This window comes from Acetobacter okinawensis (assembly GCF_002153655.1).
Lineage (GTDB): Bacteria > Pseudomonadota > Alphaproteobacteria > Acetobacterales > Acetobacteraceae > Acetobacter > Acetobacter okinawensis_A.
In genome coordinates this window covers 75319-101503 of record NZ_JOPJ01000004.1, presented here as the reverse complement: position 1 = coordinate 101503, position 26185 = coordinate 75319, and the positions used below count along the sequence as shown (strand labels likewise).

General features: G+C 59.9%; 22 protein-coding genes. 8 read left to right on the top strand and 14 right to left on the bottom strand.

The annotated features are described in order from the left end of the window. Window positions 1–293 precede the first annotated feature (293 nt). Window positions 294–704, top strand: a complete 411-nt coding sequence (locus HK26_RS02680; RefSeq protein ID WP_086638365.1) for a hypothetical protein — start codon at window positions 294–296, stop codon at window positions 702–704. Window positions 705–889: 185 nt separating this feature from the next. Continuing rightward, the gene (locus HK26_RS02675; protein WP_086638364.1) at window positions 890–1327 is read left to right on the top strand and encodes a hypothetical protein; all 438 of its coding nucleotides are present in this window, start codon (window positions 890–892) and stop codon (window positions 1325–1327) included. Between the two features lie 95 nt (window positions 1328–1422). Here HK26_RS02675 and purU read toward each other — a convergent pair whose 3' ends face one another. Then, complete coding sequence (purU, locus tag HK26_RS02670) at window positions 1423–2268, bottom strand: formyltetrahydrofolate deformylase (RefSeq protein ID WP_086638385.1); 846 nt, start codon at window positions 2266–2268, stop codon at window positions 1423–1425. A 513-nt stretch (window positions 2269–2781) separates the two neighbouring features. On the opposite strand from purU, the gene HK26_RS02665 reads away from it, so the two are divergent. Both HK26_RS02665 and HK26_RS02660 read left to right on the top strand, forming a co-directional pair. Further along, a complete protein-coding gene (locus HK26_RS02665; RefSeq protein ID WP_086638363.1) occupies window positions 2782–3246 on the top strand; it encodes an RrF2 family transcriptional regulator in 465 nt (154 codons plus the stop codon). Between the two features lie 123 nt (window positions 3247–3369). Continuing rightward, window positions 3370–4140, top strand: coding sequence for an SDR family NAD(P)-dependent oxidoreductase (locus HK26_RS02660; RefSeq protein WP_086638362.1), 771 nt, complete (start codon window positions 3370–3372; stop codon window positions 4138–4140). A gap of 64 nt (window positions 4141–4204) precedes the next feature. Here HK26_RS02660 and HK26_RS02655 read toward each other — a convergent pair whose 3' ends face one another. From HK26_RS02655 to HK26_RS02635, 5 genes are all read right to left on the bottom strand, one after another. Then, complete coding sequence (locus HK26_RS02655; protein WP_086638361.1) at window positions 4205–4588, bottom strand: VOC family protein; 384 nt, start codon at window positions 4586–4588, stop codon at window positions 4205–4207. A 69-nt stretch (window positions 4589–4657) separates the two neighbouring features. Then, window positions 4658–5482, bottom strand: a complete 825-nt coding sequence (locus tag HK26_RS02650; protein WP_086638360.1) for a ferritin-like domain-containing protein — start codon at window positions 5480–5482, stop codon at window positions 4658–4660. 200 nt (window positions 5483–5682) lie between these two features. Then, a complete protein-coding gene (locus HK26_RS02645) occupies window positions 5683–6114 on the bottom strand; it encodes an acyl-CoA thioesterase (protein ID WP_086638359.1) in 432 nt (143 codons plus the stop codon). 163 nt (window positions 6115–6277) lie between these two features. Beyond that, entirely contained in the window at window positions 6278–7429 is a 1152-nt protein-coding gene (locus HK26_RS02640; protein WP_086638358.1) for an energy transducer TonB, read from the bottom strand. Window positions 7430–7600: 171 nt separating this feature from the next. Beyond that, window positions 7601–9640, bottom strand: a complete 2040-nt coding sequence (locus tag HK26_RS02635; protein ID WP_086638384.1) for a M13 family metallopeptidase — start codon at window positions 9638–9640, stop codon at window positions 7601–7603. A 306-nt stretch (window positions 9641–9946) separates the two neighbouring features. Here HK26_RS02635 and HK26_RS02630 point away from each other — a divergent pair, with 306 nt between their 5' ends. Both HK26_RS02630 and HK26_RS02625 read left to right on the top strand, forming a co-directional pair. Beyond that, complete coding sequence (locus HK26_RS02630; protein ID WP_257640824.1) at window positions 9947–12394, top strand: TonB-dependent receptor; 2448 nt, start codon at window positions 9947–9949, stop codon at window positions 12392–12394. A 63-nt stretch (window positions 12395–12457) separates the two neighbouring features. Continuing rightward, on the top strand, window positions 12458–13279 hold the full coding sequence (locus HK26_RS02625) for an alpha/beta fold hydrolase (RefSeq protein ID WP_143296278.1): 822 nt from the start codon (window positions 12458–12460) through the stop codon (window positions 13277–13279). Between the two features lie 65 nt (window positions 13280–13344). Here HK26_RS02625 and HK26_RS02620 read toward each other — a convergent pair whose 3' ends face one another. The 6 genes from HK26_RS02620 to HK26_RS02595 form a co-directional block, all read right to left on the bottom strand. Next, window positions 13345–14628 carry an NAD(P)/FAD-dependent oxidoreductase gene (locus HK26_RS02620; RefSeq protein WP_086638382.1) on the bottom strand — a complete coding sequence of 428 codons (1284 nt, stop codon included), beginning with the start codon at window positions 14626–14628 and terminating at the stop codon, window positions 13345–13347. A gap of 123 nt (window positions 14629–14751) precedes the next feature. Continuing rightward, on the bottom strand, window positions 14752–15813 hold the full coding sequence (locus tag HK26_RS02615) for a WD40 repeat domain-containing protein (RefSeq protein WP_086638356.1): 1062 nt from the start codon (window positions 15811–15813) through the stop codon (window positions 14752–14754). Then, window positions 15810–16817 carry a CobW family GTP-binding protein gene (locus HK26_RS02610; RefSeq protein WP_086638381.1) on the bottom strand — a complete coding sequence of 336 codons (1008 nt, stop codon included), beginning with the start codon at window positions 16815–16817 and terminating at the stop codon, window positions 15810–15812. Before HK26_RS02610 ends, HK26_RS02615 begins: the two co-directional genes overlap by 4 nt. A gap of 116 nt (window positions 16818–16933) precedes the next feature. Further along, entirely contained in the window at window positions 16934–18307 is a 1374-nt protein-coding gene (locus tag HK26_RS02605) for a chloride channel protein (RefSeq protein WP_086638355.1), read from the bottom strand. Between the two features lie 112 nt (window positions 18308–18419). Further along, window positions 18420–19364 (bottom strand): cation diffusion facilitator family transporter, encoded by a 945-nt coding sequence (locus tag HK26_RS02600; RefSeq protein WP_086638354.1) that lies wholly within the window; start codon window positions 19362–19364, stop codon window positions 18420–18422. Between the two features lie 37 nt (window positions 19365–19401). Next, entirely contained in the window at window positions 19402–20502 is a 1101-nt protein-coding gene (locus tag HK26_RS02595; RefSeq protein ID WP_086638353.1) for a cation diffusion facilitator family transporter, read from the bottom strand. A gap of 227 nt (window positions 20503–20729) precedes the next feature. Here HK26_RS02595 and HK26_RS02590 point away from each other — a divergent pair, with 227 nt between their 5' ends. Next, on the top strand, window positions 20730–22382 hold the full coding sequence (locus tag HK26_RS02590) for an NAD(P)/FAD-dependent oxidoreductase (RefSeq protein WP_086638352.1): 1653 nt from the start codon (window positions 20730–20732) through the stop codon (window positions 22380–22382). A gap of 28 nt (window positions 22383–22410) precedes the next feature. Here the strand turns inward: HK26_RS02590 and HK26_RS02585 are convergent, their stop codons facing one another. Then, entirely contained in the window at window positions 22411–23199 is a 789-nt protein-coding gene (locus HK26_RS02585; RefSeq protein WP_086638351.1) for an alpha/beta fold hydrolase, read from the bottom strand. A gap of 168 nt (window positions 23200–23367) precedes the next feature. Here HK26_RS02585 and HK26_RS02580 point away from each other — a divergent pair, with 168 nt between their 5' ends. Next, window positions 23368–24180 carry a universal stress protein gene (locus tag HK26_RS02580; protein WP_086638350.1) on the top strand — a complete coding sequence of 271 codons (813 nt, stop codon included), beginning with the start codon at window positions 23368–23370 and terminating at the stop codon, window positions 24178–24180. A 24-nt stretch (window positions 24181–24204) separates the two neighbouring features. Here HK26_RS02580 and HK26_RS02575 read toward each other — a convergent pair whose 3' ends face one another. Then, window positions 24205–26148 carry an OPT family oligopeptide transporter gene (locus HK26_RS02575; protein WP_086638349.1) on the bottom strand — a complete coding sequence of 648 codons (1944 nt, stop codon included), beginning with the start codon at window positions 26146–26148 and terminating at the stop codon, window positions 24205–24207. Between the last annotated feature and the right edge of the window lie 37 nt (window positions 26149–26185).

Sequence of the window (26185 nt, the reverse complement as noted above, 5' to 3'; positions counted from 1 at the left end):
CGACGCACAGCGCCTGGGCGTGACACAGATGGGAATCGTCGGGCAGGAACAGTTCGTCGATCAGTAAGTGCAGTGTATCGAGTGCTGCAAAAAACGGGCGAGCCGCAGGGCTGGCCCGTTTTTTTATGAGTAAATACTGACCTTCCCCGCAAGGGCAGCGCATTCAGAAATCATGAAAACAACATGCAGGTTCCAATATGTGCGGTGTATGATGGGGAGCAGGGAACCTGTGGCCCAGTCTGGCGTATGGCAAAAATAACGCAGGGTTTTTCATAGTCAGGGAGCATAGCGGCATGCGCTGGATGGGAGCGGTGGTTATGGCGGTGGCTGTGGTGCTGGGCGGGCATGCAGGTCAGGCCCATGCCTACCAGCATACAGTGCATTTTCGTGCGCAGGGAGATGAGGCAACGGTTGCTGGTACGGTCGAGGGCGAGGAAGTCGTACAGTATAAGGTGCCAGCAAAGGTGGGGCAGTTTTTGCTTGTTGGGGGCAATGCAAAAAGTGCGCGCGTCAGCTTCTGGGTGCGTGATCCCGGTGGGGCGGAGGTGTATAATAGTCAGATACAAAACGCTGCTTATGTAGGCAGGCCCGAGCGGGATGGTACTTACGTGGTGGGTGTGTTTTTACGCAAGGCTGATGCTGCACGCGGACATGCTGCGTTTTTCCGGCTACGGTTTTTGCGCAAGGGGCTGCCTGAGGGGTAGGCTAGCAGGCTGGCGCCGGGTCAGGCGGATTACACAAAAAGTCTTGGCAGGGGGGATGTATCCACCTGATGCAGGGCAACCCTGCCGCGAACCCGCTTGGCGGACAGGTTGGCTGAAGTATGTTACAGCGCAGGTGGCCACGCCTGCTTCGCGTTTGCGCGGCGTAACAACAAGACAGAGACACCATGAAAAAGCCCGAAGCCATAGCCAAGTCCCTTATTACCCGGTTTAACGTGACCGTGGCGGTAAAAATGACCATGCTGTTTGGCAGCATCTGGTGTGTTTACGCGTTTTTTGTTTTCTCTTTGGTGCCTGTTATTGTGCCGCAATGGCAGAATACGCTGCTTTACATCAGCAATTGCATTCAGTTGGTGGCCTTGCCTGCACTGATGGTGGGCAGTGCGGTCCTGAGTCAGGGGGCGGACCAGCGTGCATCGGAAGACCATGCCGCTCTGCTTGAAATTCTATCCGATGTGCGTGAGGAACTGGCCGATCTTAAAGACAGGACTGCCGGTATCGCGCGCGACACAACAGAGGTTCTGCAACGCCCTGCGGTCACGGATGTTTCCATTTCTGACCAGACGATCGTGTTGGGGGATAAATCTGACGAGGCAGAAAACTAAAAAGCGGTTTTCTGCCAGTTTGGGTATTTTGCTTTTGTGCGGATGATCAGTGCAGCATAGCCCTTAAGTAAGCCGGAGCTTTGCTGCACGACAGGTCAGGAAAAAATAATGGTGCGGTGTCCGTTCAGCATGACCCTGTGTTCTGTATGAAGTTTGACTGCACGTGCCAGAACCTGTGATTCTACGCCGCGACCGGTGGCAATATAGTCATCGGGTGAAAGGTTGTGGCTGACCCGTGCGGTTTCCTGCTCAATAATCGGGCCTTCATCCAGATCGGCGGTCACATAGTGCGCCGTTGCCCCGATCAGCTTGACGCCACGGGCATAGGCCTGATGGTAAGGACGTGCCCCCTTGAAGGAAGGCAGGAAGGAGTGGTGGATGTTAATGATCCGTCCACTGAACTGCGCGCTGAATGTGTCTGAGAGCACCTGCATGTAGCGGGCCAGAACGATCAGATCAGCTTGTGTTGTGGTGACAAGCGTGCGGAGCCTGTCTTCCTGTTCGGTCTTGTTCTGCGGGTTTACGGGCCAGTAGTAATACGGCACTCCGGCCTGACGTGCCGTGGCCTCACTGTCCTGATGGTTGGAGACAATGGCTACAATTTCGGCACGCAACCATCCGACCCGCACCTGATACAGCAGGTTGAGCAGGGCATGGTCAAAGCGGGAGACCATAATAATGATGCGGGGGAGTCTGGCGGCATCATGCAGGCGCATGTCCATGCCAAACTGCTGTGCCACCGGGGCAAGGCATGCCTGTATGTCCGCCATGCAGGTGTTTGCTGGCGTGGCAAATGCCAGCCGCATGAACAACCGCCCCGTGCTGCGGTCACTGAACTGGTGGGTCTCTGTAATATCGGCCCCCTGCTGTGCCAGCACCGTGGTCACGCCAGCAACAATGCCTGCCTGATCCGGGCAGGAGAACGTAAGAATGAACTGCATGGGGCTTTGTTTGCTCCTCTGGCCTAAAATGATCGCGCCGTACTGTGCCAGCCGTTTGGCTCTTTGCGCAATCGGGTGGTTGGGCATGGAGGGGGAGTTTGTGGCCCTGTAGCCCGTGCGGCAGGCTGTGGATGAATTGCAACACACCGACTCGTTGAAAGCGTAAGAGGTCAAGAGGGTTTGGTGTCATAAAAGCTTAAAAAAGCTACAAGCCGCAGGAAACAGACCTTTTTTGTAAGATTCAGGGGGGTGTGGCTATGTGTTTATCCACAGTTCAGGGGGACGGATTGCGGGAAAACCTTGTGGATAGTTTTGTGGAAGGCAGGCAGATGCACATATTTCATCGTCTTTCTGCATTTGTTCCTTATTCCGCCCGATTAACCTTGTGCAGGGGGTGGCTGGTTCGTATTTTATAAAAACCATGCAGGTTCGCTGGCGTTTGGGGTAGGCTCCGCCTGTTCTGGTTTTTGTCATGCCCTGTCACTCTAGCTCGCCGGAGCCGACTTTTCCGTTATGCGTCTGACTTTGTATACTGACTACGCGCTACGCACTCTGCTGTATCTGGCTGTGCATACGGGCCGCCGCGTTTCCATACGTGAGGTGGCCCAGACTTATGGCATTTCCGAAAATCATCTGGTCAAGATTATCCATCATCTGGGGCGCGGTGGCTTTGTGCATACGCAAAGAGGGCGTGGCGGCGGGCTGACTCTGGGCCGGCCGCCTGAAGAGATTTGCGTGGGTGACGTTGTGCGCCATACGGAAGAGGACATGGCCCTTGTAGGTTGCATGAGCTGTAATGGAGACGGGCAGGTTCCGTGCCTGCTGGCAGGTGGGTGCCACCTGCGGGGTGTTCTGGGCAGTGCGCTGGGTGCATTTATGGGGGTGTTGGACAAGGCGACCCTGGCGGACCTTTTGCAACCCTATGAGCGCCAGACGCTTATGCATGCGGCAGCCCCGGCCGCTTCCCGCTCCACCTGATGCTCCCATAACCGGTGGGCAGCACATGCTGCGTGCGCTGCGGCTACTGTGGGTGTGGGTTGGCGTAGCTGGCCTGCTGGCATAGGCTGCTGTTGGTCATGCTGGCGGAATGGAGAGGGACTGATGTCGCAAAAAAACAGGGTTGCACTGGTTACAGGGGCTACGGCCGGGTTTGGACATGCCATAGCGCTCCGCCTTGTGCGCGAGGGTTACCGTGTGGTGGCGACAGGCCGCAGGCAGGAGCGGCTCGATGCGCTGGCAGGGCAGGTTGAGGCTGGCCGTATTCTGCCGTTCAGGCTGGATATGACCGATCTGGCCGCCGTAAGGGCTTTGCCACAAAGCCTGCCGCAGGATTGGCGGGAGGTGGATGTGCTCGTCAACAACGCCGGTCTGGCTCTGGGGCTGGAAAAAGCGTGGCAGACCAGCCCGCAGGACTGGGAGACCATGATCGCCACCAACGTGACCGGACTGGTGGAGATAACGCGTGCCTTGTTGCCGGGTATGGTGGAGCGCAACTGTGGGCATGTTGTCTCCCTTGGGAGCACGGCTGGCACGTACGCGTACCCCGGTGCCAATGTGTATGGGGCGACCAAAGCCTTTGTGGACCAGTTTATGCGGAATTTGCGCAGTGACCTGCTGGGCAGGCAGGTCCGGGCGACCACCATTGCGCCGGGTCTGTGCGGGGGGAGTGAGTTCAGTCAGGTCCGGCTGGGGGACGCCAGCAAGGCCAGTGCTGTTTATCAGGGCACAGCCCCCCTGCTACCTGAGGATATAGCAGAGACCGTGGCATGGGTGCTTGGGCTGCCCGCGCACGTCAACATCAATCATGTTGAGATGATGCCGACCTGTCAGGCCTCCGCCGGTCTGGCGGTGGACCGGACCATGTCCGCCTGAACAGGTAGGCTACGCCAGCCCCCAAAACGGTAAGGTGTTTGGGGGCTGGCGTGAATACGCGGTGTTAAACCGGCATTTTGCAGGCAATACACAGCTTGTTGCCATCCGGGTCACGCAGATAGGCAAGGTAGAGTGGGCCAATGGGGCTCTGGCGCACGCCGGGTGGGTTCTCAATGGCCTGCCCGCCGTTTTCTACCCCGGCTTTGTGCCATGCATCGGCCATGGCGGGGCTTTCTGCTGCAAAGCCGATGGTGCCGCCATTGGCAGGGGTGGCGGCTTTACCGTCCAGCGGAGGGGTTACAATAAACCGCACCTCGTGCTTGCCATAGGAAATGCGGCCGTTGGCTGCGATTTCTGATGGAGGGATGTCCATAGCGGCAAAAATGGCATCGTAGAATTTTTTGGAGCGGGCAATATCGTTACTGCCCACCATGATGTGCGTGAACATGCTCTTTTGTTCTCCATCGGTTGGAACGTGCAGAGGATGGCCTGCCAGTCAGCCTGCTGCAAGCCCCGATCAGCTTATGCCCGCAATGCGTGCAAACCGCTGCTGGCGCCTGAAAAACAGTTTTTCTGAAATGCGGAACGCCACGGTTTGCAGCCAGCTATGCGGGGGCAGGCCAATAATCTTGAACACCATGGTCGTAACCCGGCGCAGGTGCTGGGGTTTGTAGCAGCGCATGGCCCGAGTCATGTACGCGGCAATGCAGCGTGTGTGGTCGTAGGGCTGGTCGGCTGGTTCGTTGGTTGTGTAGTAGGCGGATGCCAACTCGTCATCCTCTGTTTCCGTCACACGACCCAATGCGATGCGCATACGCTGCCACAGCCCGATGTTCTCCCGCTGTAAGTAGCGGTGCATATGGTCATAAAACAGTTTGAAGTGGCGGAACTCGTCCGCGGCAATCTGTTTACACAGCGCTTTAAGCACAGGTTCATCCGTGGCATCGGCCAGAGCGGAGTAAAAGGAGGACGTCCCTGTTTCCACCATGCAGCGCGCAATCAGCTCTCCCGTCCGTGAGCCTCGTACGGACTGGTCCACATCAAGCGGAATTTTGTAAAAATCGCGGTAACGCTGGAATGCGGCTTTGTAGTCCCATGTCGGGTCAGCCAGCGTTGCCCAGCGGCCCAGTGCATCCCCGTGCTGGATTTCCTCCTCCGCCCAGTGGTCGGCTGCGGCGCAGAAGTCGGGATCATTCTGGAAGACGTTTTTAAGGTAATGGGCGTAGTCCACACTGTTGCGCTCGACAACAGCGGCAGCCTTGATGGCGGGCAACAGCTCTGGGTCTACCTTGGAGGGATCAAACCTGTCCCATGGCAGTTGATCGATCTGCCAGTGCTTCATATGCCCGACCTCCTGTTACGCCACATTCACCATATCTTCCATATGGTGCTTGCCCCCGGTAGGGGCGCATATGGAAGACGCCGGCGGGTTTTTTAAACCATATGGCGCGCTGGCAAAATGGTGCACGCTAAATAAAGTGCGGGTGTGCTCGCGCACCACCAGCCTCACTACAAAAGGATGAGGCTGGGTAAGGGTTCCTCTCAGGCGTTTTCGCAGTTGGCGGAGGGCAGGGTATCTTCAAAGGGGGGGAGGGGGCGTGGGCGGCGCTGTTCATCCAGTGCGACAAAAATGAACTCCCCTTCCGTTACCTTGGAGGTAATGTGGGTGTGCCGCGCCCTGCGCCATGTTTCTACATGAATGGTCAGGGAGGTGCGGCCTGCACGGATAATTTTGGTGTAGATGCTCACCTCGTCCCCCACCACAACAGGTTCGAGAAAAACAAGGCTGTTGATGGCAACAGTCACGCAGCGGCCATTGGCCCGGAAGGCCGCCGTGGTGCCTGCTGCAAGGTCCATCTGCGAGACAATCCATCCGCCAAAAACATCGCCTGCGGGGTTGGTGTCTGTTGGCATGGCCACAACACGGATCGTGGGCACACCCGGCGGCAGATCAGAGCTGGATGAACGTGGCATCGCAAGTATGTCCTTAAGTCATTTCGGGCCGCGTGGTGCGGCTTGGGCTGGTTGACAAGATAAGCAGAATTGCCCCGAGGATACCTCCTCAGTTTTGTGTGATCCACATGCCCCCTTCACACACCAGACGCGAATAAAAGGCGCGATGCTAGGGGGCATGGGCTTAGTTGCGGATCAGGATATAGTTCACCGTCACGTCAAAGTTGATGTATTTGTCCTTCATGTCCGGTGGCACGGGCGGAAGCTGCGCGCCTTGGAACATGCCAATGGTTGCGGCATCCAGCGCCTCGGTCGAGGACCCGGTCTCGAATACTTTGAACACATGACCAGAACGGTCCAGAATAACATGGACCGACGTGCTGCCCTCCTCACCCCGTGCTGCGGCCTCGGGGGGGTAGTACAGGTGGCGCTGGATCCATGCGTCAATTTCCGCACCATAATCACTGCTAACGCCATGCACGCTGGTGCGGGAGGCGTAATGGGCGTTCAGTTGCCCGTTTTCCACCATCGGACCAATGGAAAGGTCAAGCGGAGCGGAGGAGCCGCCGGGTCGCCCGCGTGTGGTACGCCGTGGGGCCGGGGCCTCGTTAAACGAGTAGTCCATCGGGTGCTGGAGGAGGGATTGCAGCGTTTTGGGCAATGGCTGCGCAGTATGTGGGCGTGGTGTTGCCCGGCTGGGCTGGCGTGGCTTGTGTGGCGTTGGCCGTGCCTTTTGGGGTGTGGGCTGTGGTTTGGGCAGGCCGTCATCCGACTGGGCAAGGGGGGGTACGTCCGGCGCGGCTTCACTGGGGGCGGGGGGCGTGCTCTGGGTGTCCGGCTGCTGTTCCGCCGGAGGAGGGGGAGCAGCCTGAGGTGCTGCATTACCTCCGCCCGCATCGGGCGAATGGGGGCCGACCATACCGGTGGAGGGTGTAGGCTGGGAGAAAACCATCTCCACCGAGGAGGACTGGCTGGACTGGGGGGCGCCAGTCTGCCCGTGGTGGGTGGCCTGATAAAGCAGTGCCCCGAGTAACAGAAAATGCGCAAGGGCCGATGCGGTTAAAACCGGCCCCAGAGTGGGGTCTGCGTACACATCCCTGCGGATAAGGGGGGTGGATGTCCCCCGGACTGGCCCCCCCGGCGCTTTGGGCACGGGGGTGAAGGGGAAGAGCCGGGACCGCTGCCCCGTGCTGTTTTCCGTGGCGGGGGGCTGTGTTACGGGGGCGTGTGCGGGTTGCAGGCGGGGTTCCTGCCTGTTGGGCAGGTGGGCGTGCTGGCCTGTGGAAGAACTGCGCTTATCGACCATGAACTGCCCGAGTTCTCCCTTGCCCCGCATGACTCTGGTGTGCGTGGGTATAGCCCACTTGCCCGTTATTTTGCCATTGCTCAAGCCCCGGTGCCAGAGAGAACTTTATATCAGGGGGCTTGTGCGGTGGTGGGGTGTGACAAAGACTATCGCTGGTATGGCCCGGGGCGCAAGGCTGTGCACACCTCCGGGCCGGTGGGGCTACCAGATTTTAACGCGCTGCTGGGGTGGCAGGTACAGCGTGTTACCCGGCTGGACGTTCCACGCATCATACCATGCATCAATATTGTGCATCGGCAGGTTTACGCGCGCTTCTGGTGGGGAGTGCGGGTCCGTGACCACCAGCCTGCGAATGGTCTCCTCGCGCAGTTTTTCACGCCAGACCTGCGCCCAGCCTAAAAAGACGCGCTGTTCACCACTCAACCCGTCCACAACAGGGGCGGGCTTGCCTGCGAGCGAGGCATGGTAGGCATCCAGTGCAAGGGTCAGCCCACCCAGATCGGCAATGTTTTCGCCCATGGTCAGCTTGCCGTTGACATGCACGCCCGGCAGCACCTGAAACGCATCATACTGCGCACCCAGACGGTCTGCCAGCTTCTGGAACCGTTCTGCGTCATCCTTTGTCCACCAGTCGCGCAGGCGGCCGTGTTCATCAAACTGGCGACCTTCATCGTCAAAGGAGTGGGTCATTTCATGGCCGATGACGCCGCCAATGGCGCCGTAATTCACGGCGGCGTCAGCATGGATGTTGAAAAACGGCGGCTGAAGAATGGCGGCGGGGAATACAACCTGATCAAACAGCGGGTTGTTGTAGGCGTTCACTGTCTGTGGCGTCATGTCCCACTCGTTGCGGTCCACCGGCTTGTCCAGCCGCTCCAGCCAGTAGTGCCATTCAAACGCCACACCGTTACGGGCGTTTTCGTACACTTCGCCTTTTTTGACGACCAGCCCCGTATAGTCCCGCCATCTGTTGGGGTAGCCGACCTGAATTTCAAAATTTTCCAGTTTGCGTAGGGCTGCTTCCTTGGTCGCCGGGCTCATCCAGCTATTGTTCTGCAACCGGACGCGGAAGGCGTTTTTCAGGTCAGTGGTGAGCTTTTGCATGGCCACCCTGTTCTCGGGCGGGAAGTAGCGCTGCACATACACTTTACCTAAAGCCATGCCCATGGCCGCGCTGGTGGCCTGTACGCCGCGCTTCCAGCGTGCGGTCAGGGTTGGCTGGCCGGTCAGGGCTTTGGTGAACACAAAGCGGGCCTGCTCAAAGCTGTCCGGCAGGTAGGTTGTGGCATTTTCTACCAGGTGGAAGGCAAGCCACGCACGCAGCGTGTCCATGTCCGTTGCGGCCAGCAGGCGGGCTTCCCCCGTAATGGCGGAGGGCTCGCCAACAACCAGATGCCGTTTGTCCAGATCCTGCGCGGGCAGGCCAGATGCCCCCAGCCATGCGGCCCAGTCAAACCCCGGAGCTTTGGTGCTGAGTTCAGCCAGAGTCATGGGGTTGTAGGTTTTTTGCGGGTCGCGCAGTTCCGCACGGGGCCAGTGCGCTTCGGCCAGTTTGCTTTCAAAAATAACAATCGCGGCGGCAGCCTTGGCTGGTTCTGGCCAGCCTGCGAGTGTCAGCGCTTTTTCAATATACGTCTGATATGCAGCTTTTTTGGCGGCAAATGCGGGCTTGAGGTAGTAGTCGCGGTCTGGCAGCCCCAGCCCGGACTGGTCAAGCGTGAGCGCATAGCGCGTGGGGTCTTTGGCATCAGGGTTGATACCAAGGGAGAAGGGGCCGAACTGGAACGAGCTGACAGCCGTACCACTGAGTGCCGCAAAGCCCGCCATATCCTTTATGGCTTTGATGGCATCCATATCCTGCTGGAGCGGTTGCGCGCCAAGGCGTTCCACCTGTGCTGTGTCCATGTAGGATGCGTAGAAAGTGCCCAGTTTTTCTTCCGTTGTGCGTGCCACACTGACCGGGTGAGCGGACAGGTCATCCAGAATACTCTGCACCCGTGTGCGGGAGAGCTCGGCCAGTGCGTTGAAGGGGCCATAGCTGGTCATATCTGCCGGGATTTGCAGGTGCTCGAGGTAGGTGCCGTTCGCATAGCGGAAAAAATTGTTCCCCGGAGCAATGGCAAGGTCGCGCCCGGCAAGGTCCACACCCCATGTGCCAAACTCGCTTTGCACGGTGGCTTGCGGTGCAGCCAAGGATGACTGGCTGGCCAGACTGCCCGCTCCCATAATGGCGGACAGCATGAGCGTGTGGCGGAAAATGGCGCGCAGGGACAGATGTGGCACAGGGGAGCTCCGGTTTCTTTATTATATGTGTTGGCAACACTACGGATTGCTGGCCGTGTTTTTGAACAAAACACAAGGTGAGCCATTACCTTAGCCAGCTTGGTCATGCCTGCCTACCCTCTATGCTGGGCAGGTTTTTTTTAAAAATACAGCACATCCGACAGGGCGGCACGGGTGCTGGTATGGGCATGTATGCTCTCGCCCACTGTTAAAAATAGGACGGATTTGGCTGAACAGCCTTGCACACAGGGGGCGGTTTCCGTCATGAGAGAGCCTGCCCTGTGGGGGGAGCATGGCTGGTGCCGTGGTGGTGATGGCGCATGGGTGGTGGAGGAACAGATTATTTTCCGGCAGCAAGGACATGGCCTTCCTCTGGTCACACATTCCTCCAAAGAGGGGCTTAAACGCTGGCAGCTTATGCTCTGTTGTCTCAGCCTGACACCGCTGGCTCTTGCGGGTGCCGCGCAAGCACAGGCTGCCACACAGACCCGGACTACCCCGGCAGGCCGGCCCACCCACCCCGTGGCAGTGGGCGCGCAGCCCCCGGCAAAACCCGCACCAGCCGTGGCCCGGGGCGTGACCGAGGTGGACGTAGGGGCGCGCAGGTCTGACTTTGCTTTCCCCTTGGCCCAGCATGACCCCGACGCCACAACACGGCTGAGTGCAGACCTGCTGCGTGAGCGGGACGTAACAACCCTGCGGGGGCTGGAGCATGTTGCGCCCAATTTGACCATGCAGAGCATCAATGGCACGGCTTCGAGCAATTTTTATCTGCGAGGGGCCGGGTTTAACGATTTTACGCAGAACAACATGCCCCCCGTGCTGACCTATATGGACGATGTGGCCTACGCCTACCCGGCCATGAGCAATGGTCTGATGTTTGATCTGGCGGAAGCCGAGGTGGAGCCGGGGCCGGTTGGTACCAAACATGGCCAGTCCACCACAGGGGGGGAGGTGCGTTTGCGCTCAAACGACCCGACCACCACATGGCATTATGGCGGGATGGAAGACATTGCCTCCTACGCCCGCAGCCGGAGCGAGGCGTATGTGTCCGGGCCTTTGGCCAAGGGGTGGAGCTTCCGGCTGGCCGGGCAGACCCGGCAGGGGGGTGGGTGGCAGTATAACCCGAGCAACAGCGCACATCTGGGGGATGCGGACCTGTGGGCGCTGCGCGGCAAACTACGCTGGCAACCCAATGACCGCACCACCATCCAGCTTGGCGGTCATTTTGTGCAAGATAACAGTCAGGTTGTCACCGCCGTGCCGGTGGACAGGCTGATTGGCACCCAGCCCTTGCCCGGTTACGGCATGGGCCGGCAGGCTACGTGGTCTGCACGCCCCGAGTTTGCAAACCTTGTCGGGCGTGGTGCGGGGCTTAAACCCAGCGAGCATAACCAGTACTGGGGGGCGGACCTCAGGATCATCCACGATTTTGGCCCCGCCGCCTTTACAGCCATCAGCGCGTTCGAGACTGAACGGCAGGGCGAATATACCGATCAGGATGGAACAGCCCTCTCTCAGGCCGATACCTACCGGACCATAGATGCCAATGTGTTTACGCAGGAAGCGCGCTTGAATGGTGCGGCCCTGCATGGGCGGCTGAACTGGGTTGTCGGGGCCTATTACCAGCGCAGCCGCATGAACCAGCGGTTTTTCTTTGACTACACGGATTACACCGCCCGTGGTTACATGATGGCTACCAGCTTTGGCATGAATCAGGAGAGTGTCTCCGAATTCGGGAATGTCAGTTACAAGCTGCCGCACAATGTAACACTGTGGGCTGGTCTTTTGCATGAACTGGATGATCGCGGCATTACCGGGCTGACGTCGCAGATATTTGGCGGAAAAACCCAGAATTTTATGCCCGAGAGCACGGCGGCCAACCAGTTTGCGGGCCAGGTTGGGGTTTCGTGGCAGTTCCTACCTCAGGCTTTGTTGTATTATAAAATGAGCAAGGGTTTTAAGCCCGGAGGGTTCACGGCCAATAATACGCAGGTGCAGGCACAGCTTGACCCCTTCAAGCCCGAAACGGTTCTGACCTACGAACTCGGCCTTAAATCAGACCCGGTTCCGGGGCGGTTGCGGCTTAATGCCGCAGCATTTTACAACGATTTTCATAACCAGCAGGTTGTGGGGACCGTGCTTATTCCCAATTATGGGCCGCTGAGCGAAATTACCAATGCCCCCAAATCCGAGAGCTGGGGGTTTGAGGGGACACTCGAGGCCCATCCGTTCGGGCATCTGTTTGTGCTACAGAACATTGGCTGGCAACGTGGGAATTTTCAGGATTTTCCCAATGTGGACCGGGCCGCAACCAATGCGTACCATAAAGCCACCAATCAATGGAAAGCCATAGAGCGCAACTTTAACGGGGTTGATAACGGCTCCCCCAAACTGACACTGAACGGCAGCGCCACGTGGCGCCAGCCCCTGCCAGCGGGTTACAGGCTGGATATGGGGCCGGACTGGCAGTACAGGGGCAGTCAGGCCATTACTGTGGGGGGCACGGGCTTTTACCGCCTTCCACCGTATTTTCTGCTTGGTGCGCATGTTACCCTGCATTCTCCCTCTCAGTTGTGGGATATTACGGCTTATGCCCGCAATATTCTGGACCGGCGTTATGCCGAGAGCGGGGGCATGGCCACCACAACCTATTTTTACATCCCCGGGGAGCCGCGCTTTATTGGTGGCCGTATTGCCTGCCATTTTTAAGCGCAGGCGTGGTGTGTAAGCCCCAATCTGGCTCCTGTGGTGCAAACAGGGCATGATGTGCCTATGACGGAACACAACCTACAGCCCCAGACCTTTATGCTGCGCTCGGCAGGGCAGGCTGTGCATGTCCGCCAGATAGGGGGCGGGGCGGGCTTACCCCTGCTGCTGGTGCACGGTTTTGGTGGCAGTGTGCGTAACTGGCAACTGACCCAGCAGGCACAGGCCACCAACCGGAGGGTTATAGCTTTTGACCTGCCCGGGCACGGTCAGTCCTCCGCGTTGGAGGAGGTCCCCACACTGGCGCGCCTGACGCAGGTAGCAGAGCACGTGCTGGCGTGCATGGGGGTGCAACAGGCCCATGTGCTGGGGCATTCTCTGGGCGGTGGTATTGCCCTGTCCCTATGTGGCTTAAATCCGGCACGGGTTGCCAGCCTGTCCCTGCTGGCGCCAGCAGGGCTGGGGCGGTATGTGAATAAAGCGTTCATTACCGGCTTTGTGGAGGCACACACCGTGGCGGGCATGGCGGCGGCCATGGGCATGGCGGTCTATGACCCACGGCTGATCGGGCGCAAGGTTGCGGAGTTTCTGGTGCAGTCCCGTGCGGCCCCCGGTGCGCGGGAGGCCTTGCGGGCCATTGCGGGGGCCTGTTTTCCCAACGCGGAGCAGGCGAATGACCTGCGTCCGCTGTTGCAAAACCTGCCATGCCCAGCCCAGATTATCTGGGGGGCGGATGACCGGGTTCTGCCGGTCACACAGGCACAGGGGTTACCTGAGCAGCGACCCTGCCATGTTTTGCCCCGCACAGGCCATCTGCCCCACATTGAGCGTGCGGGTGAGGTCAATGCCATGGTCAGGGCATTTTTGCAGGCGTGTGACCACGCCTGAGCAGGGGGCTGGCCCGGTTGTAATCAAGAACCCTGCCGTTTTGCACAAGGCGGGCAGGGAGTGGATCAGTCCATGCGTACGGGGGGGCGCACAAAGCCCGCCAGCCAGTCGGTAAAGCAGGCGATGGCACCACGGAATGGGCCATACAGCTCAAACTGGTGCTGGCGATAAAGAGCCATGTGGCCAAGGCGGGCACTCAGCCCGTTTAAAAAACCGCCGCCAAAGGTTTTGCCGTCCGCAAATGCCCCCCAGCCATTATAATCACCAAGGGCAACAATGGCCCCGCGGTTACGGAAGCGGAAGTCAGGCACGGGTTTGTTGTTGAAGATATAACCCGGCAGGTAGCGGGCCAGATGGTGGGCCTGCTGGCGCGCAACCTGCGCAGTGGGGGCAACAGGCGCATCCTTGACAAAGGAGCAGTCCCCCAGTGCAAAAATATGGTCATCCACCGTGCTTTGCAGGTTGGTCTGCACGGTAAGCTGCCCGCCACGCTGGTATTCCAGCCCGTCCATGTCCCGCGTGACATCGGGTGCTTTAACGCCCGCCGCCCACACACGGAACTGCGCGTTCACGCGGCTGCCATCTTTGAGAATAAAGCCCGTCTGGTCTGCACCGCTGACCATGGTGTTGGTGCGGACATCAATCTTCAGGGCTTCAAGCTGTTTCTGCGCTGCGTCAGAGACGGCTTGAGGGAAGGCGGGTAGAATACGCGGTCCTGCTTCAAGCAGGGTTACGCGCATTTCGGGTGTAACAGGTGTAAAATTATACAGCGCGCCAATATCGAGCGCCTTGTGCAGTTCTGCGGCAAGCTGCACGCCGGTTGCGCCCCCGCCCACAATGGCAATATCTACAGGTGTGCCGCGTCCATAGGCCTGAATAATGGCGTGGCGGAAGCGTTCGTTAAAATTATTGGCTTCCACTACGTTGTCGAGGAACATGCAGTGTTCCACAACGCCGGGTGTGCCAAAGTCGTTGGCGCGGCTGCCAATGGCAAAGACGACGGCGTCATAATCCAGATGCCGTTCTTCCAGCAGGAGCTGGTTGTTCTCTTCCATGAGCGGGGCAAGGGTAATGCGCCGGTTTGCCCGGTCCAGCTGTGCCACCTCTCCATAACAGAAGCGAAAACCATGGGCAGCGGCGTGGGAGACAAACGTAATCCGGTCGTTTTCGTTCCGGGCGGTTCCTGCGGCAAAGCAGTGGAGCATGGGTTTCCACACATGGCTGAACCCTTTGTCCACAAGCGTGATTTCCAGCTTGCCCGAGCGGCCGAGTGTGTTGCCCAGACGGGTTGCCAGGGCCAGACCGGCAACACCTCCACCAATAATCACGAGCCGGAACCTGTTCGTCATATCATTCCTGTCCTTTGTCTCCTGCCCTTTTGGCCCAAGGCGGAGCACTGTTTTACTATCCGCGTAGAAGGCCCCGCCACGGTGCAAAGTGGCCATGGCGGGGTGTAAGGGCTTTGCGGCCGCTTAGGTGGCGCTCGCCAGATCCAGCAGCCCGATCACGCCGTCTTCGGTGCCAAAACCCAGCGTGCAGCCATCGGGGCTGTAAGCCAGAGCCGTGACCGCGCCAGCCTGCCCCAATGATACAGGAAGAACGCGCTGGGTCGCGGGCTCCATCATCACAACAGTGCCATTGGCAAAGCCTGCGGCCACAACTTCCTGCGAGGGGTGGAAGGCAACGCGGGTGCATAGCGCACCCCCTGCACCGGGCAGTTCGGCTGGCGGCTTACCCATGGGCCCGCCATCAAAAAACGGCCACATGACCACCACATCCGCACCGCTGGTTGCCAGCCATTTGCCGGTCGAGGAAAAAGCCATGGAGTGCACTTTGGTCGGGTAGCCGCTCATGCGGATGTTGTGCCCGTCTGCCAGCCGCCAGCCGTGCAGGTCGTTCTCCTGCATGGCGGTAACGACTGCCTCCCCCTTTGGGTGCATGGCAACGCCAAGGTGGCTACCCTTCCATTCCAGCAGGCGCGGGCTGCCATCTTTGGACTGGGTGAACCACATGGACACGCCATTGTAGTGCGATGCGGCAAGCCGCTTGCCCTTGGGGTCAAACGCAATGCCGCCAACGGTGGTGGGGTGCTCAAACGTGCGTATGACGTTGCGCCCCGTGGCATCACGCAGTTCCACGTTTTTGCCCGCGCTGGCAGCAATCAGGGCATTCTTGTCGCTCACAAAGGTGGTAATATGCTCCACCCAGCGCCGGGTTTTGGCCAGTTCCTCAATTTCCCCCGCCGGGTCAAGGCGGCACAGGCGCCCGTCATCCCCGCCGGTCAAAAAGCTGTCGGCCAGTGTGTCGGGGGACAGGGCCAGCACCGGCCCGTCATGCACGGCATAGGTCGCCCATGCGTCCGGTGCGCTCAGGTCATGCCGGTGGGCAATCACCACATCGCCTTCGCCCGTTGTAAAGGCAAAGCGGCTGGAATCGCGCGATGCAACGCAGGCGGTAATTTCGCCCTCGACCTGTTTGTGTGCCCCGCGCTTTTCAATAAGCCCACGCAGGAGGGGCTGCTGTGCCGCGCTCATGCTGCAATGCAGCTTTCAAGTCCACGGCGGAGCTGCGGCCTGTTCAGGTTGCGGCCAATAAAGACCAGCCGGCTCTCGCGCGGTTCTCCATCTTTCCACGGGCCAATGCCGTTGCCATCGGCCATCATGTGTACGGCCTGAAAAGCAAAGCGTTCGGGCTGGCCTGCAAAGTCCAGAATGCCTTTGGTGCGGAGCATGTCTGCCCCTTTTTCCTGCAACAGCGCGCTGATCCATGCCTGAAAGCGACCCGCATCCAGTGGCTGTTTGACACTGAGTGATACGCTGGCGATATCCGCCTCGTGGTGATGTTCGGGGTGTTCAAGAAAATCCGGTGTGCTTTCCAGCACACGGGCCAGATCAAACCCGCCACGGTCCAGCACGTCGGTCAGGCGTACATTGCCCTTTTTGGCGTGGTGGATGGGGGCTGCGGCGTTAATCTTGCGAATACCCTCCTCAATCTGGGCAATCTGGGCTGCATCCACCAGATCGGTCTTGTTGAGGATAATGACATCGGCAAAAGCCACCTGCTCACGCGCCTCAGGGCTTTCTGCCAGAGTGGTGAGAAAGTTGAAGGCGTCTACAACCGTGATCACCGCGTCCAGCTTGGCTTTTGCCCGCACTTCCTCGTCGGCAAAAAAAGTCTGGGCCACGGGGGCAGGGGCGGCAAGGCCTGTGGTTTCCACAATAATGCCATCAAACTTGCCACGGCGCTTCATCAACCCGTTGAGAATACGGATCAGGTCGCCACGCACAGTGCAGCAGATGCAGCCGTTGTTCATTTCGAACACTTCTTCATCCGCATCCACAACCAGATCGTTGTCCACGCCCAGTTCGCCAAATTCGTTAATGACCACGGCATATTTGCGTCCGTGTTCGGCTGTCAGGATGTGGTTGAGCAGGGTGGTTTTGCCCGCGCCCAAAAAGCCGGTCAGCACCGTAACGGGCACACGGGTGTCGGCCGCGCCTGTGGCGGCATTTTCCGGCGCGAAGGATGCGTCAGACATAAGGTCGGTCTCCAATTCAACAATCGTGCTTCTCATATAGGACGCCAGATTGTGAGAAACCAGAGAGACGTCACACCTTGCCCCCACTGGCATGGGGGATAAATGCTGCAAAAGGCTCAGTTTTTATGTGTGTCGGTGGCGGTTGTCAGCTTTTGGGGTTTTTGTTTGGGGGCGGCCGAACGCAGGAACCGTACCGCCAGCGCGCCGTATAGCGCATGGCTGCACAATGCGCGGGAGACACCAAAGGCAAGGAACGCACTGGCCAGCAGCGCTAGGGTAATCTGCTGGTTATCGCACATTTCCATCACAATAACGGTGGCGGTCAGGGGGGACTGTGTGACGGCGGCAAAATAGGCTACGGTGCCCAGCAGCACTACGGCCCCCGGCGTGGTGTGGGGCAGAAAATGCGCGATCCACCCCCCCATGCCAGCCCCAACGGAGAGCGATGGCGCAAACAGCCCGCCCGGAATACCTGAACAGTAGGAGACAAGGGTAGCCAGCAGCTTGAACAGAAAGAATGAGACGGGATACTGGTCCGACCCCATGATAATGTCGCGCGCCTGTGTGTAACCCGTGCCATATGTCATCCCGCCCGAGAGCAGGCCCAGAATGGCCAGTGCCAGCCCGCACAGGGCTGCGAACAGGATGGGCCTTAAACTGACAAACTGCCCGAAGGCCCCCGGAATCCCGCGTGAGATGCGCACCAGCAGAGCGGAGAACGTGCCGCCACTGACCCCGCCCAGCACTCCGCAGACCACAACCGCCAGCCAGCTTGCCCCGACCGGTACGGCGGAATAGGTGTGACCAAAATAGGTGTAATTCCCCACAAGGGCGATGGCGGTCACACCGGAAATGACAACGCAGGTCAGCATGGTCCCGCTGGTGCGCTGCTCAAACGAGTGGGCCAGTTCCTCAATACCAAACACAATGCCCGCAAGGGGGGTGTTAAAGGCGGCGGCCACGCCTGCGGCACCTCCGGCTTTTATCAGGGCGCGCTGTTTGGTCACATCGGTCAGGCCCGCAAGTCGGCCGACCGTGTGCATGATGGAGGCGCCAACCTGTACGGTCGGGCCTTCACGCCCGATGGATGCGCCAGAGAGCAGGCCAAGGCATGTCAGGCATATTTTTGCCAGCGCAATGCGCAGCGCCAGAACCTTGTCCACAATGGTCATGTCATGCAGGTGCATGCAGGCAATGGCTTGTGGAATGCCGCTCCCCTGTGCCCCGCGGAACCATGTGCGGGTCAGCCAGGTGGACAGGGCAAGCCCCGAAGGTGTGACCAGCAGCATAAGCCATGGGTTGATGTGCAAAAGGGCTGTACGGGCATGGGCTGCTGTGTCTGCCAGTCTGGCAAAGGCCACAGCCACCAGACCCACCATGGCCGCACCGGACCAGTACATCAGCTTGCGGCGCCAGCTTACTGTTCCCGCCTTGGCGTGTTCACGCAAATGGCGCAGGGACTCCGCATTGGGGATCACGCTCGCGGGCATGGGGCATCTCTTGATCAAAAAGTCAGCAGGATGCGCCGCAGTTTAACATTTCATGCCGCAGAAGAAAGCTATTACCGGATTTTTATAGAATAATTTCTGCTTATTTGTTTGTTCAGGTGCCAGAACTGGCCTGAGGTGCGGGTGCAGCAGGGATAGCGACAACCGTGGCATCCTGTTTGGCGCAGGTTTCTGGCTCCACGTGAATATGCACCAGTGTGCTGCCCATATGCGCGCGCACGGCGTGTTCAATACGGTCGCATATGTCATGTGCGGCCTTTACGCTCATGCTGCCGGGCACAACCAGATGGAACTCAAGGAATGTCATGGCTCCTACAATGCGGGTGCGGATGTCATGCGCCTGAATGGCCCCATACCCGTTGGTGCTGATGATCTGGCGGAGCTCGCTCCGGGTCTGTCTATCGGGGGCCTCGTCCATCAGCCCGGCAATGGAGTCCCGCATGACCTCCCAGCCTACGCGCAGCACGTTTATGGCCACCAGGCCTGCCAGAACCGCATCAAGCTGTGGCCAGCCAAGTAGGGGAATCAACGCTACACCTGCCACAAGGGCAACGCCTGTCCACACATCGGACAGCACATGCTGTCCACCGGCCACCAGTGCGGGGGAGTGGCGGGCCTGCCCTGCACGGAGCATGACCAGCCCCCAGCCAAGGTTTACGCAGGTTGCTGCGGCATTCAGGAGCAGGCCATTCCACGGGGCCAGTGCGGGGTGGGGGTGCAGCCAGCCTTCCACCGCCTCGCGGGCAATCAAAAAGGCAGTAATGACCACCAGCGTACCCTCTGCCACGGCGGACAGATACTCCGCCTTGTAATGGCCGTAGGTATGGTTGTGGTCGGCAGGGCGTTCGGCCACGCTGAGCGCCCATAGCCCGCCGGCTGCGGCCACCACGTTTATGATGGTTTCTATGGCGTCGGCATGCAGTGCAACGCTGCCGCTTACGGCAAAGGCTGCGTATTTGAGCCCGAGTGCAACAAGGCTGACAAACAGGCTGACAACGGCAATGCCCCTGTTGCTTTTGGGGAGCGGGAGTTCAGGCATGGGCTCTTGTGGTTTGTGGGGTGTTTATAGGGGTTTGTCAGACGGTGTGTGGGTCAGACAGGTGGCAGGTGGGGCCGTAATCCGCCGTTTCCATCTGTACGGTGGGGTGGGCAATGCCAAAGCGTTTGCGCAGGGTGCTGACCAGTGTCTCCAGCAGTCTGGTATCACTCTGCCCGTCTGCGGGGTCTGCACTGCGGACCAGATGGACGGTGAGTGCTGTTTCGGTCGTGCTGATGGGCCAGATGTGCAGGTCGTGCAGATCGGCAACACCGGGTGTGCCGCGCAAAAAGCTTTCCACGGCACCGGGGTCCACCTCACGCGGGACGGCATCAAGCGCCATATCCAGCGAATCCCGTAGCAAGGACCATGTGCTCAGCACCACAACAACGGAAATGGCAAGGCTGATTGCAGGGTCTATCCAGGCCACATGGGTCAGCAGCACCAGCCCGCCAGCCACCACGACGGCAAGGGATGTCAGGGCATCGGCCATGAGGTGGAGGAATGCGCCACGAATGTTCAGGTCCCCCTTCTGCCCCGCAGCAAACAGCATGGCGGAGGCCCCGTTGACCACAATACCAATCCCTGCAACCACCATCATGGTTTTACCCGCAACAGGTGTTGGTTCCATCAGGCGGTTGATAGCCTCCCACGCAACACCCCCCGTGACCAGCATGAGGATGATGGCATTGGCAAGAGCTGCCAGAATGGAGGAGCGGCGCAACCCGTAGGTAAAGCGCGCGGTAGGGCTTCTGCGCGAGAGGTGCTCGGCCAGCCATGCGGCGGCCAGTGCTAGCACGTCTGACAGGTTGTGCCCCGCATCGGCAATGAGCGAGAGCGAATGGGCGTAAACGCCCCAGATCGCCTCGGCACACAGGTAGAGCGTATTCACCGCAATCCCAATGGCAAAAGCCATGCCAAAGGAGGCTGGGGTATGCACATGGTGGTGGCCAAAACCGTGCTTGTGCCCGCAGGAGTCTGCGTTACCGCCATGCTCATGCTCATGCTCATGCTCATGCTCATGCTCATGCTCATGCTCATGCTCATGCTCATGCTCATGCGCGCAGGCCACCTTTTGGGGGGCGTTTGTGCCGCCGGAGGGTTCGGCGTGGTCGTGGGGATGCGTGTCGGGGGTGGACATGGAGCAGGCCTGCTTTCGTGAACAAAAACCATATGGGCACGGTGCCCCATTCCGGGGGTCTGCCCCTTATGTAAGGTGGGTGATAGCGGAATAGAAGTGGAATATTCGCATGCACGGCAGGCGGCAGACATTGCACCTGCGGGGCGTTCCAGAATAGGGAAGGAGCCAGAGGGCTGCTTTGCCCCTTTTGCTCTGTTTTTTGCAATCATACTGGATGAACACGCCCCATGCTCCGTCTGACAGAACTGCGGCTACCGCTTGACCACCCGCCCGAAGCGCTGCGGCAGGCGATCTGTGAGCGGTTGGGCATTGCGGCTCAGGCGCTGGAAGATTTTACGGTATTCAAACGTGGGCATGATGCCCGCCGCCGCTCCGCCATATGGCTTGTGTACACGCTGGACTGCACCGTGCAGGATGAGGAGGGCGTTCTGGCCCGCTACCGTAGCGCGCACCCCGGCAATACCCACGTACAGCCTGCCCCGGACATGGCGTGGCATGCGCCCATTACCAATGGGGCAGCCCTGGCTGCGGCTGAGGGCTACAAACGCCCGGTTGTTATAGGGGCGGGGCCGTGTGGGTTTATGGCAGCCCTTATGCTTGCACGCATGGGCCTGCGCCCGCTTTTGCTGGAACGTGGCAAGGTTGTGCGTGAACGTACGGTGGATACCTTTGCCCTGTGGCGGCGCTCGGTCCTGACCCCGGAAAGCAATGTGCAGTTCGGGGAGGGCGGGGCAGGCACTTTTTCGGACGGCAAGCTGTACAGTCAGGTACGCGACCCGCGCTTTTTGGGCCGCAAGGTGCTGGAGGAGTTTGTAAAGGCTGGAGCGCCGGAGGATATTCTGTATCTGGCGCACCCGCATATTGGCACGTTCCGGCTCGTTTCCATGGTGGAGCATATCCGCAAGGAGGTGGAGCAGGCTGGTGGCGAATACCGCTTTGGCGCACGTGTGGATGAGCTGCTGCTCAACCCCGCAACCCGCATGGTGGAAGGGGTGCGGCTTGCCGATGGTGCGGTGATCAGGGCGGACCATGTGGTGCTGGCTGTGGGCCACAGTGCGCGCGACACCTTTGCCATGCTGCAAAAGCAGGGCGTGAGCATGCAGGCCAAACCGTTTTCCATGGGGGTGCGTATCGAGCACCCGCAGTCTGTTATTGATCTGGCCCAGTTTGGCCCCAGTGCGGGCAACGAGCATCTGGGTGCAGCCGAATACCGGCTGGTGCACCACGCAGCCAACGGGCGCGGGGTCTATTCCTTCTGCATGTGTCCCGGCGGTACGGTCGTGGCCGCGACCTCGGAGGAGGGGCAGGTGGTCACCAATGGTATGAGCCAGTATTCCCGCGCCGAGCGTAACGCCAATTCGGGCATTGTTGTTGAACTGCGCCCCGGTGAGGACTACCCCGATGACCCGCTTGCCGGCATAGCCTACCAGCGCCACTGGGAGCGGCAGGCATTTTTGGCCGGTGGTGGGGAATACCGCGCTCCGGCCCAGCGGGTGGGGGATTTTCTGGCGGGTCGCCCATCCACCGCGCTGGGTGATGTTGTGCCGTCCTACAAACCGGGTGTGACCCCGGCGGACCTGTCCACCTGCCTGCCGGATTTTGTGGTGGAAGCCCTGCGTGAGGCCCTGCCACGCTTTGAGCGCAAGCTGCGTGGCTTTACCATGGATGATGCTGTCATGACCGGGGTGGAAACCCGCACCTCCTCCCCCATTCGGGTCCCTCGGGGGGAGGATGGGCAGTCGCTCAACACCCCCGGTCTGTACCCGGCGGGGGAAGGGGCCGGGTATGCCGGGGGTATTCTGTCTGCCGCCATGGATGGTATTCGCATGGCTGAGGCCGTAGCGCGGGAGATGGCGGGCCTGCTCCCTGCTGTGGGGTAAGGTCTTCTCTCCTCTGCCAGGTGGTGGGTCAGGGGATATGCGCCAGAAAGTCCTCTACCAGTTCGGTAAAGCGGCGGGGGGCATCAGCATGGACCCAGTGGCCTGCTCCACTTATGCTTTCCAGCCGGTGGTTGGGGAACAGTGCTTTCATAACAGGGTAGTTTGCGGGGCTGATATAGGCTGAGTCCTCCCCCCGGATAAACAGGGTTGGCCCATCATAGTGTAAGCCGGGGGGCAGTTGCGGCCAGCTCATAAGGTCAGGCATGGCGGCCAGAATATCCTTCAGGCCAATGGCCCAGCCGGGGTTGTCGCCCTGTCGTATGTTTTGCGCCATAAGCTGGCGCACGGCATCATTGGCAATATAGGGGCGGAGCAGGTCGTTGGTGCCATGCAGGTCCAGATGGGGGGGGAAGGCCAGACTGTCCAGATTGTCCGGCAGGTCCAGCCGGTCAAACCCGCCCTGTGCGGGGGCAATGTCCACCACAATCAGGGCGCGCACGGCGGTGGGCTGGCTTAAGGCCAGCATCATGGCTGTTTTGCCCCCCATGGAATGACCAAGCACAATGGCTGGGCATGCGGTATTGTGGAGCATTGTGTCCAGCACGTCCTGCGCCATGGCGGGGTAGTTCATGGGGCCGTGGGGGCTGCTGCCGTGGTTGCGCAGGTCCATGGCCAGTGTGCGCCGGGTTGCTGCCAGCCTGCGCTGCACAAAACCCAGATTGCGCGCCCGGCCAAACAGGCCGTGCAGCAGCACAACGGGCAGGGCACCTGCTGGCGTTGGGTGTTCGGGGCCGCGCTCGCTCACGTTTAGCAACACTGTATGCTCTTTCCTCTGCTGTGGCGGGCATGGGGCGCGCCTGCGGGAGTTTTGCCCAGCTTTGCGTATGAATGCGAGAGGGCCGGGCGTGTTTTTTCTTCACCTTCCAGAGAGAGGGCATGTGTGCCACAGTCTGCCACGCCATAAGAACATAGGGAGCGTGAGTGTATGCAACGGTGCCTTGTTATTCTCAGCCAGTTGGATCAGGCAGAGGTTCTGCTGGACATGGCGGCGCAGGCTCTCTCCCGCATTCGGGGGATGCAGCGGATTGATGTGCTGGCGGCGCGGGAGCCGCCGGAGCAGCTCCTTGGCCGCATGGGTTTTTCCGATACGCAGGCGCAGGCCGTGCGAGAGCGCCAGCGAGAGTGGGCAGATACCCTGCATACACGCTTCCAGAGCTGGCTGGCGCAGGAATATGGCGCACCTGCGGACCGGCTTGGCAAGGTAGAGGTCAACTGGCTGGACCCCGAAATTACGGTGGACCGGATTATTGCAGGTTACGGCAAAGATGCGGACCTGCTGGTCATGGGGGTACCCGACCCGCGTGACAGTGCGCAAAAGCACGTGGCAACCCGTGCCGCCATTTTTGAATCCGGGCGACCAGTTCTGTTTGTGCCACCCTTCTGGGACAGGCCCAGTGGCGACCGGATTTTTATGGCATGGAAAGATACCCCCTCCTGCCGCCGTGCGTTTTTTGCGGCCCGCTCGCTGGTCGGGGCCGCAAAAGCGGTGGGTGTGGCCGTATCTGTCGCAGATCCGCTGCCGCTGGACATTTTGCCCGGTGTAGCGCTTACGCAGCAGCCGGTCGTGCAGGACACACGCAATGCCGGGCAGACCCTGCTGGATATGGCCGGTCATTTTCAGGCCGACATGCTGGTGATTGGCGGCTACCAGCACAACATGATCTACAGTCGTCTTGTGGGGAGTGTTACCGACTATATTCTGGCCAATACCCGTGTGCCGGTATTGTTGCAGCATTGATGGGGGCATTACCCCCTATAGTTTTTAAGGTGTCTGGAGTGTTTTGCGCGCAAAGGCCCAGCAAAGGGCCCCAAATGCGAGTGTTCCCAGCACAGTAGCCCAGCCCGCTGGCATAAAAGCGGCAAGGGAAAAAGCGTTATCCTGCCCCGTGGTGCCGGACAGAACTGCCAGCAGCACGCCACTCAGGCTTTCGCCCACAATAAACCCCGATGCCAGCATGGTGCCAATGGAGCCGTTTTCCGCATTGGTCTGCTGGCGGCGGTTACGGTTTGCACGCTGGAGCACCCACCCCAGTATGGCGCCTGCGGCCAGCGTCAAGCTGACAGAGGCTGGCAGGTACAACCCCACAGCCACGCCCAGCGGGGGCAGTGCGCGGGCATGGCGGCGTAAGGCAAGGTCCAGTATGACCAGCCCCACCCCAAGCGCCATACCGGTGCGGAGCATGCTCCAGTCAAGGGAGTGGGTAAAAATACCCTTGGCGATCAGTGTAATCAGGGCGGGTTGGGGGGCAGCCAGAGCATGGCTTGGGTCCATGCCCGCGCGGGGCATGGCGCCGGTAAAGCCATAGGCCTGATAAAGGAGGTTGAGCACGGGTGGAATAACCGCCGCACCCACCAGGCACCCTGCAATCAGGGCGACTTCCTGCTTCCATGGGCTTGCGCCCACAAGCTGGCCGGTTTTGAGGTCCTGCAGGTTATCGTTGGAAATGGCGATGGTCGCTGTAATGGCGGACAGGAGCAGGATGGTAAACGCCGTAGCCAGTTTCTGTCCATCTGCCATCATGCTGGCAGGTGTCAGCCCCAGAGCCTCCAGCCCCAGAATCATCAGGGCGCACAGGACCGCTCCGATAATGATAATGCCGGAAATGGGGGAGGAGGAGGAGCCAACAATACCCGCCATATATCCGCATGCTGCTGCCATGATAAAGCCGAACACAACGCAGAACAGCACAGCCACCCCGACCAGAGGCCAGAACCCGTGGGCCACGGGAGCAAGGAAGGCGGCAAAAAAACCAGCCAGTAACAGCACGGCCCCGCCAAGCAGCCACCCCATGGTGGAGGAGGAGAGGTCCCGCTCGGTTGTGGCACTTAGCTCCGGGGTGTTGCGTAGCATGCTGCGTAAGCCACGCAGCACGGGAGGCATCAGTTCAATAAGGGTCCACAGAGAGGCCACGGCAATTGCCCCGGCCCCCACAAAGCGGACTTTATGCAGCCATATGTCCTGCGCAAACTGGGCGGGCGGCAGATGTGCCGGGTTGGGCAGTATAGCACTCAGCCAAGGCACACCGAGCGCCCATGCCAGCAGGCAGCCAGCAAGCATGGCCATGCCGCCACTCAACCCGACCAGATACCCGGCTCCGATCAGGGCAGGGGAGAATGCTGCACTGAGTTGAAAAACCGCGCTGCCTGCCGTGGCTGTCAGGCTCAGCCCATCTGCCAGCAGGCGCAGGCCGCCACTGCAAAAGGAGAAAATGGAGGCCATGATGCCACCACTTATCAGGGCTTGCAGGCCCCGCTGGTTGCCCTTGTCCGCTCCTGCGCGCAAAATTTCGGCTGCGGCAACGCCCTCGGGGTAGGGCAGGCTACTGTGCGTAACCAGAGCCCGACGGAGCGGAATGGTAAACAGCACCCCCAGTACCCCCCCGGCAAAAGACAGGCCAGCCGTCTGCCAGAATGGAAAATGTGTCCAGAACCCCGCAATAATGAGGCCGGGAAAGGTTGCAAACACACAGGACAGAGTGCCAGCAGCAGATGCCTGACTTTGCACCATGTTGTTTTCAAGCAGTGTGCCCCCGCCCATGAGGCGCAGGACGGCCATGGAAATAACCGCAGCCGGAATGGAGGAGGCAAAAGTCAGCCCGATCCGCAGCCCCAGATAAACATTGGAGGCGGTAAAAACGACCGTAATCAGTGCACCCAGCACAAGGCCGCGTAGTGTCAGCTCCCGCTGGGGGTTCGGGCTGGCCATGCGTCCTGTTCTTCCCTCTGGTCATGGAGGTTACGCT

What these genes read in the sequence shown, in the direction of transcription:
- HK26_RS02680 (WP_086638365.1), top strand. Translation starts at nt 294, where the DNA reads ATGCGCTGGATGGGAGCGGTGGTTATGGCGGTGGCTGTGGTGCTGGGC.
- HK26_RS02675 (WP_086638364.1), top strand. Translation starts at nt 890, where the DNA reads ATGAAAAAGCCCGAAGCCATAGCCAAGTCCCTTATTACCCGGTTTAAC.
- purU (WP_086638385.1), bottom strand. Translation starts at nt 2,268, where the DNA reads ATGCAGTTCATTCTTACGTTCTCCTGCCCGGATCAGGCAGGCATTGTT.
- HK26_RS02665 (WP_086638363.1), top strand. Translation starts at nt 2,782, where the DNA reads ATGCGTCTGACTTTGTATACTGACTACGCGCTACGCACTCTGCTGTAT.
- HK26_RS02660 (WP_086638362.1), top strand. Translation starts at nt 3,370, where the DNA reads ATGTCGCAAAAAAACAGGGTTGCACTGGTTACAGGGGCTACGGCCGGG.
- HK26_RS02655 (WP_086638361.1), bottom strand. Translation starts at nt 4,588, where the DNA reads ATGTTCACGCACATCATGGTGGGCAGTAACGATATTGCCCGCTCCAAA.
- HK26_RS02650 (WP_086638360.1), bottom strand. Translation starts at nt 5,482, where the DNA reads ATGAAGCACTGGCAGATCGATCAACTGCCATGGGACAGGTTTGATCCC.
- HK26_RS02645 (WP_086638359.1), bottom strand. Translation starts at nt 6,114, where the DNA reads ATGCCACGTTCATCCAGCTCTGATCTGCCGCCGGGTGTGCCCACGATC.
- HK26_RS02640 (WP_086638358.1), bottom strand. Translation starts at nt 7,429, where the DNA reads ATGCGGGGCAAGGGAGAACTCGGGCAGTTCATGGTCGATAAGCGCAGT.
- HK26_RS02635 (WP_086638384.1), bottom strand. Translation starts at nt 9,640, where the DNA reads ATGCTGTCCGCCATTATGGGAGCGGGCAGTCTGGCCAGCCAGTCATCC.
- HK26_RS02630 (WP_257640824.1), top strand. Translation starts at nt 9,947, where the DNA reads ATGAGAGAGCCTGCCCTGTGGGGGGAGCATGGCTGGTGCCGTGGTGGT.
- HK26_RS02625 (WP_143296278.1), top strand. Translation starts at nt 12,458, where the DNA reads ATGACGGAACACAACCTACAGCCCCAGACCTTTATGCTGCGCTCGGCA.
- HK26_RS02620 (WP_086638382.1), bottom strand. Translation starts at nt 14,628, where the DNA reads ATGACGAACAGGTTCCGGCTCGTGATTATTGGTGGAGGTGTTGCCGGT.
- HK26_RS02615 (WP_086638356.1), bottom strand. Translation starts at nt 15,813, where the DNA reads ATGAGCGCGGCACAGCAGCCCCTCCTGCGTGGGCTTATTGAAAAGCGC.
- HK26_RS02610 (WP_086638381.1), bottom strand. Translation starts at nt 16,817, where the DNA reads ATGTCTGACGCATCCTTCGCGCCGGAAAATGCCGCCACAGGCGCGGCC.
- HK26_RS02605 (WP_086638355.1), bottom strand. Translation starts at nt 18,307, where the DNA reads ATGCCCGCGAGCGTGATCCCCAATGCGGAGTCCCTGCGCCATTTGCGT.
- HK26_RS02600 (WP_086638354.1), bottom strand. Translation starts at nt 19,364, where the DNA reads ATGCCTGAACTCCCGCTCCCCAAAAGCAACAGGGGCATTGCCGTTGTC.
- HK26_RS02595 (WP_086638353.1), bottom strand. Translation starts at nt 20,502, where the DNA reads ATGTCCACCCCCGACACGCATCCCCACGACCACGCCGAACCCTCCGGC.
- HK26_RS02590 (WP_086638352.1), top strand. Translation starts at nt 20,730, where the DNA reads ATGCTCCGTCTGACAGAACTGCGGCTACCGCTTGACCACCCGCCCGAA.
- HK26_RS02580 (WP_086638350.1), top strand. Translation starts at nt 23,368, where the DNA reads ATGCAACGGTGCCTTGTTATTCTCAGCCAGTTGGATCAGGCAGAGGTT.
- HK26_RS02575 (WP_086638349.1), bottom strand. Translation starts at nt 26,148, where the DNA reads ATGGCCAGCCCGAACCCCCAGCGGGAGCTGACACTACGCGGCCTTGTG.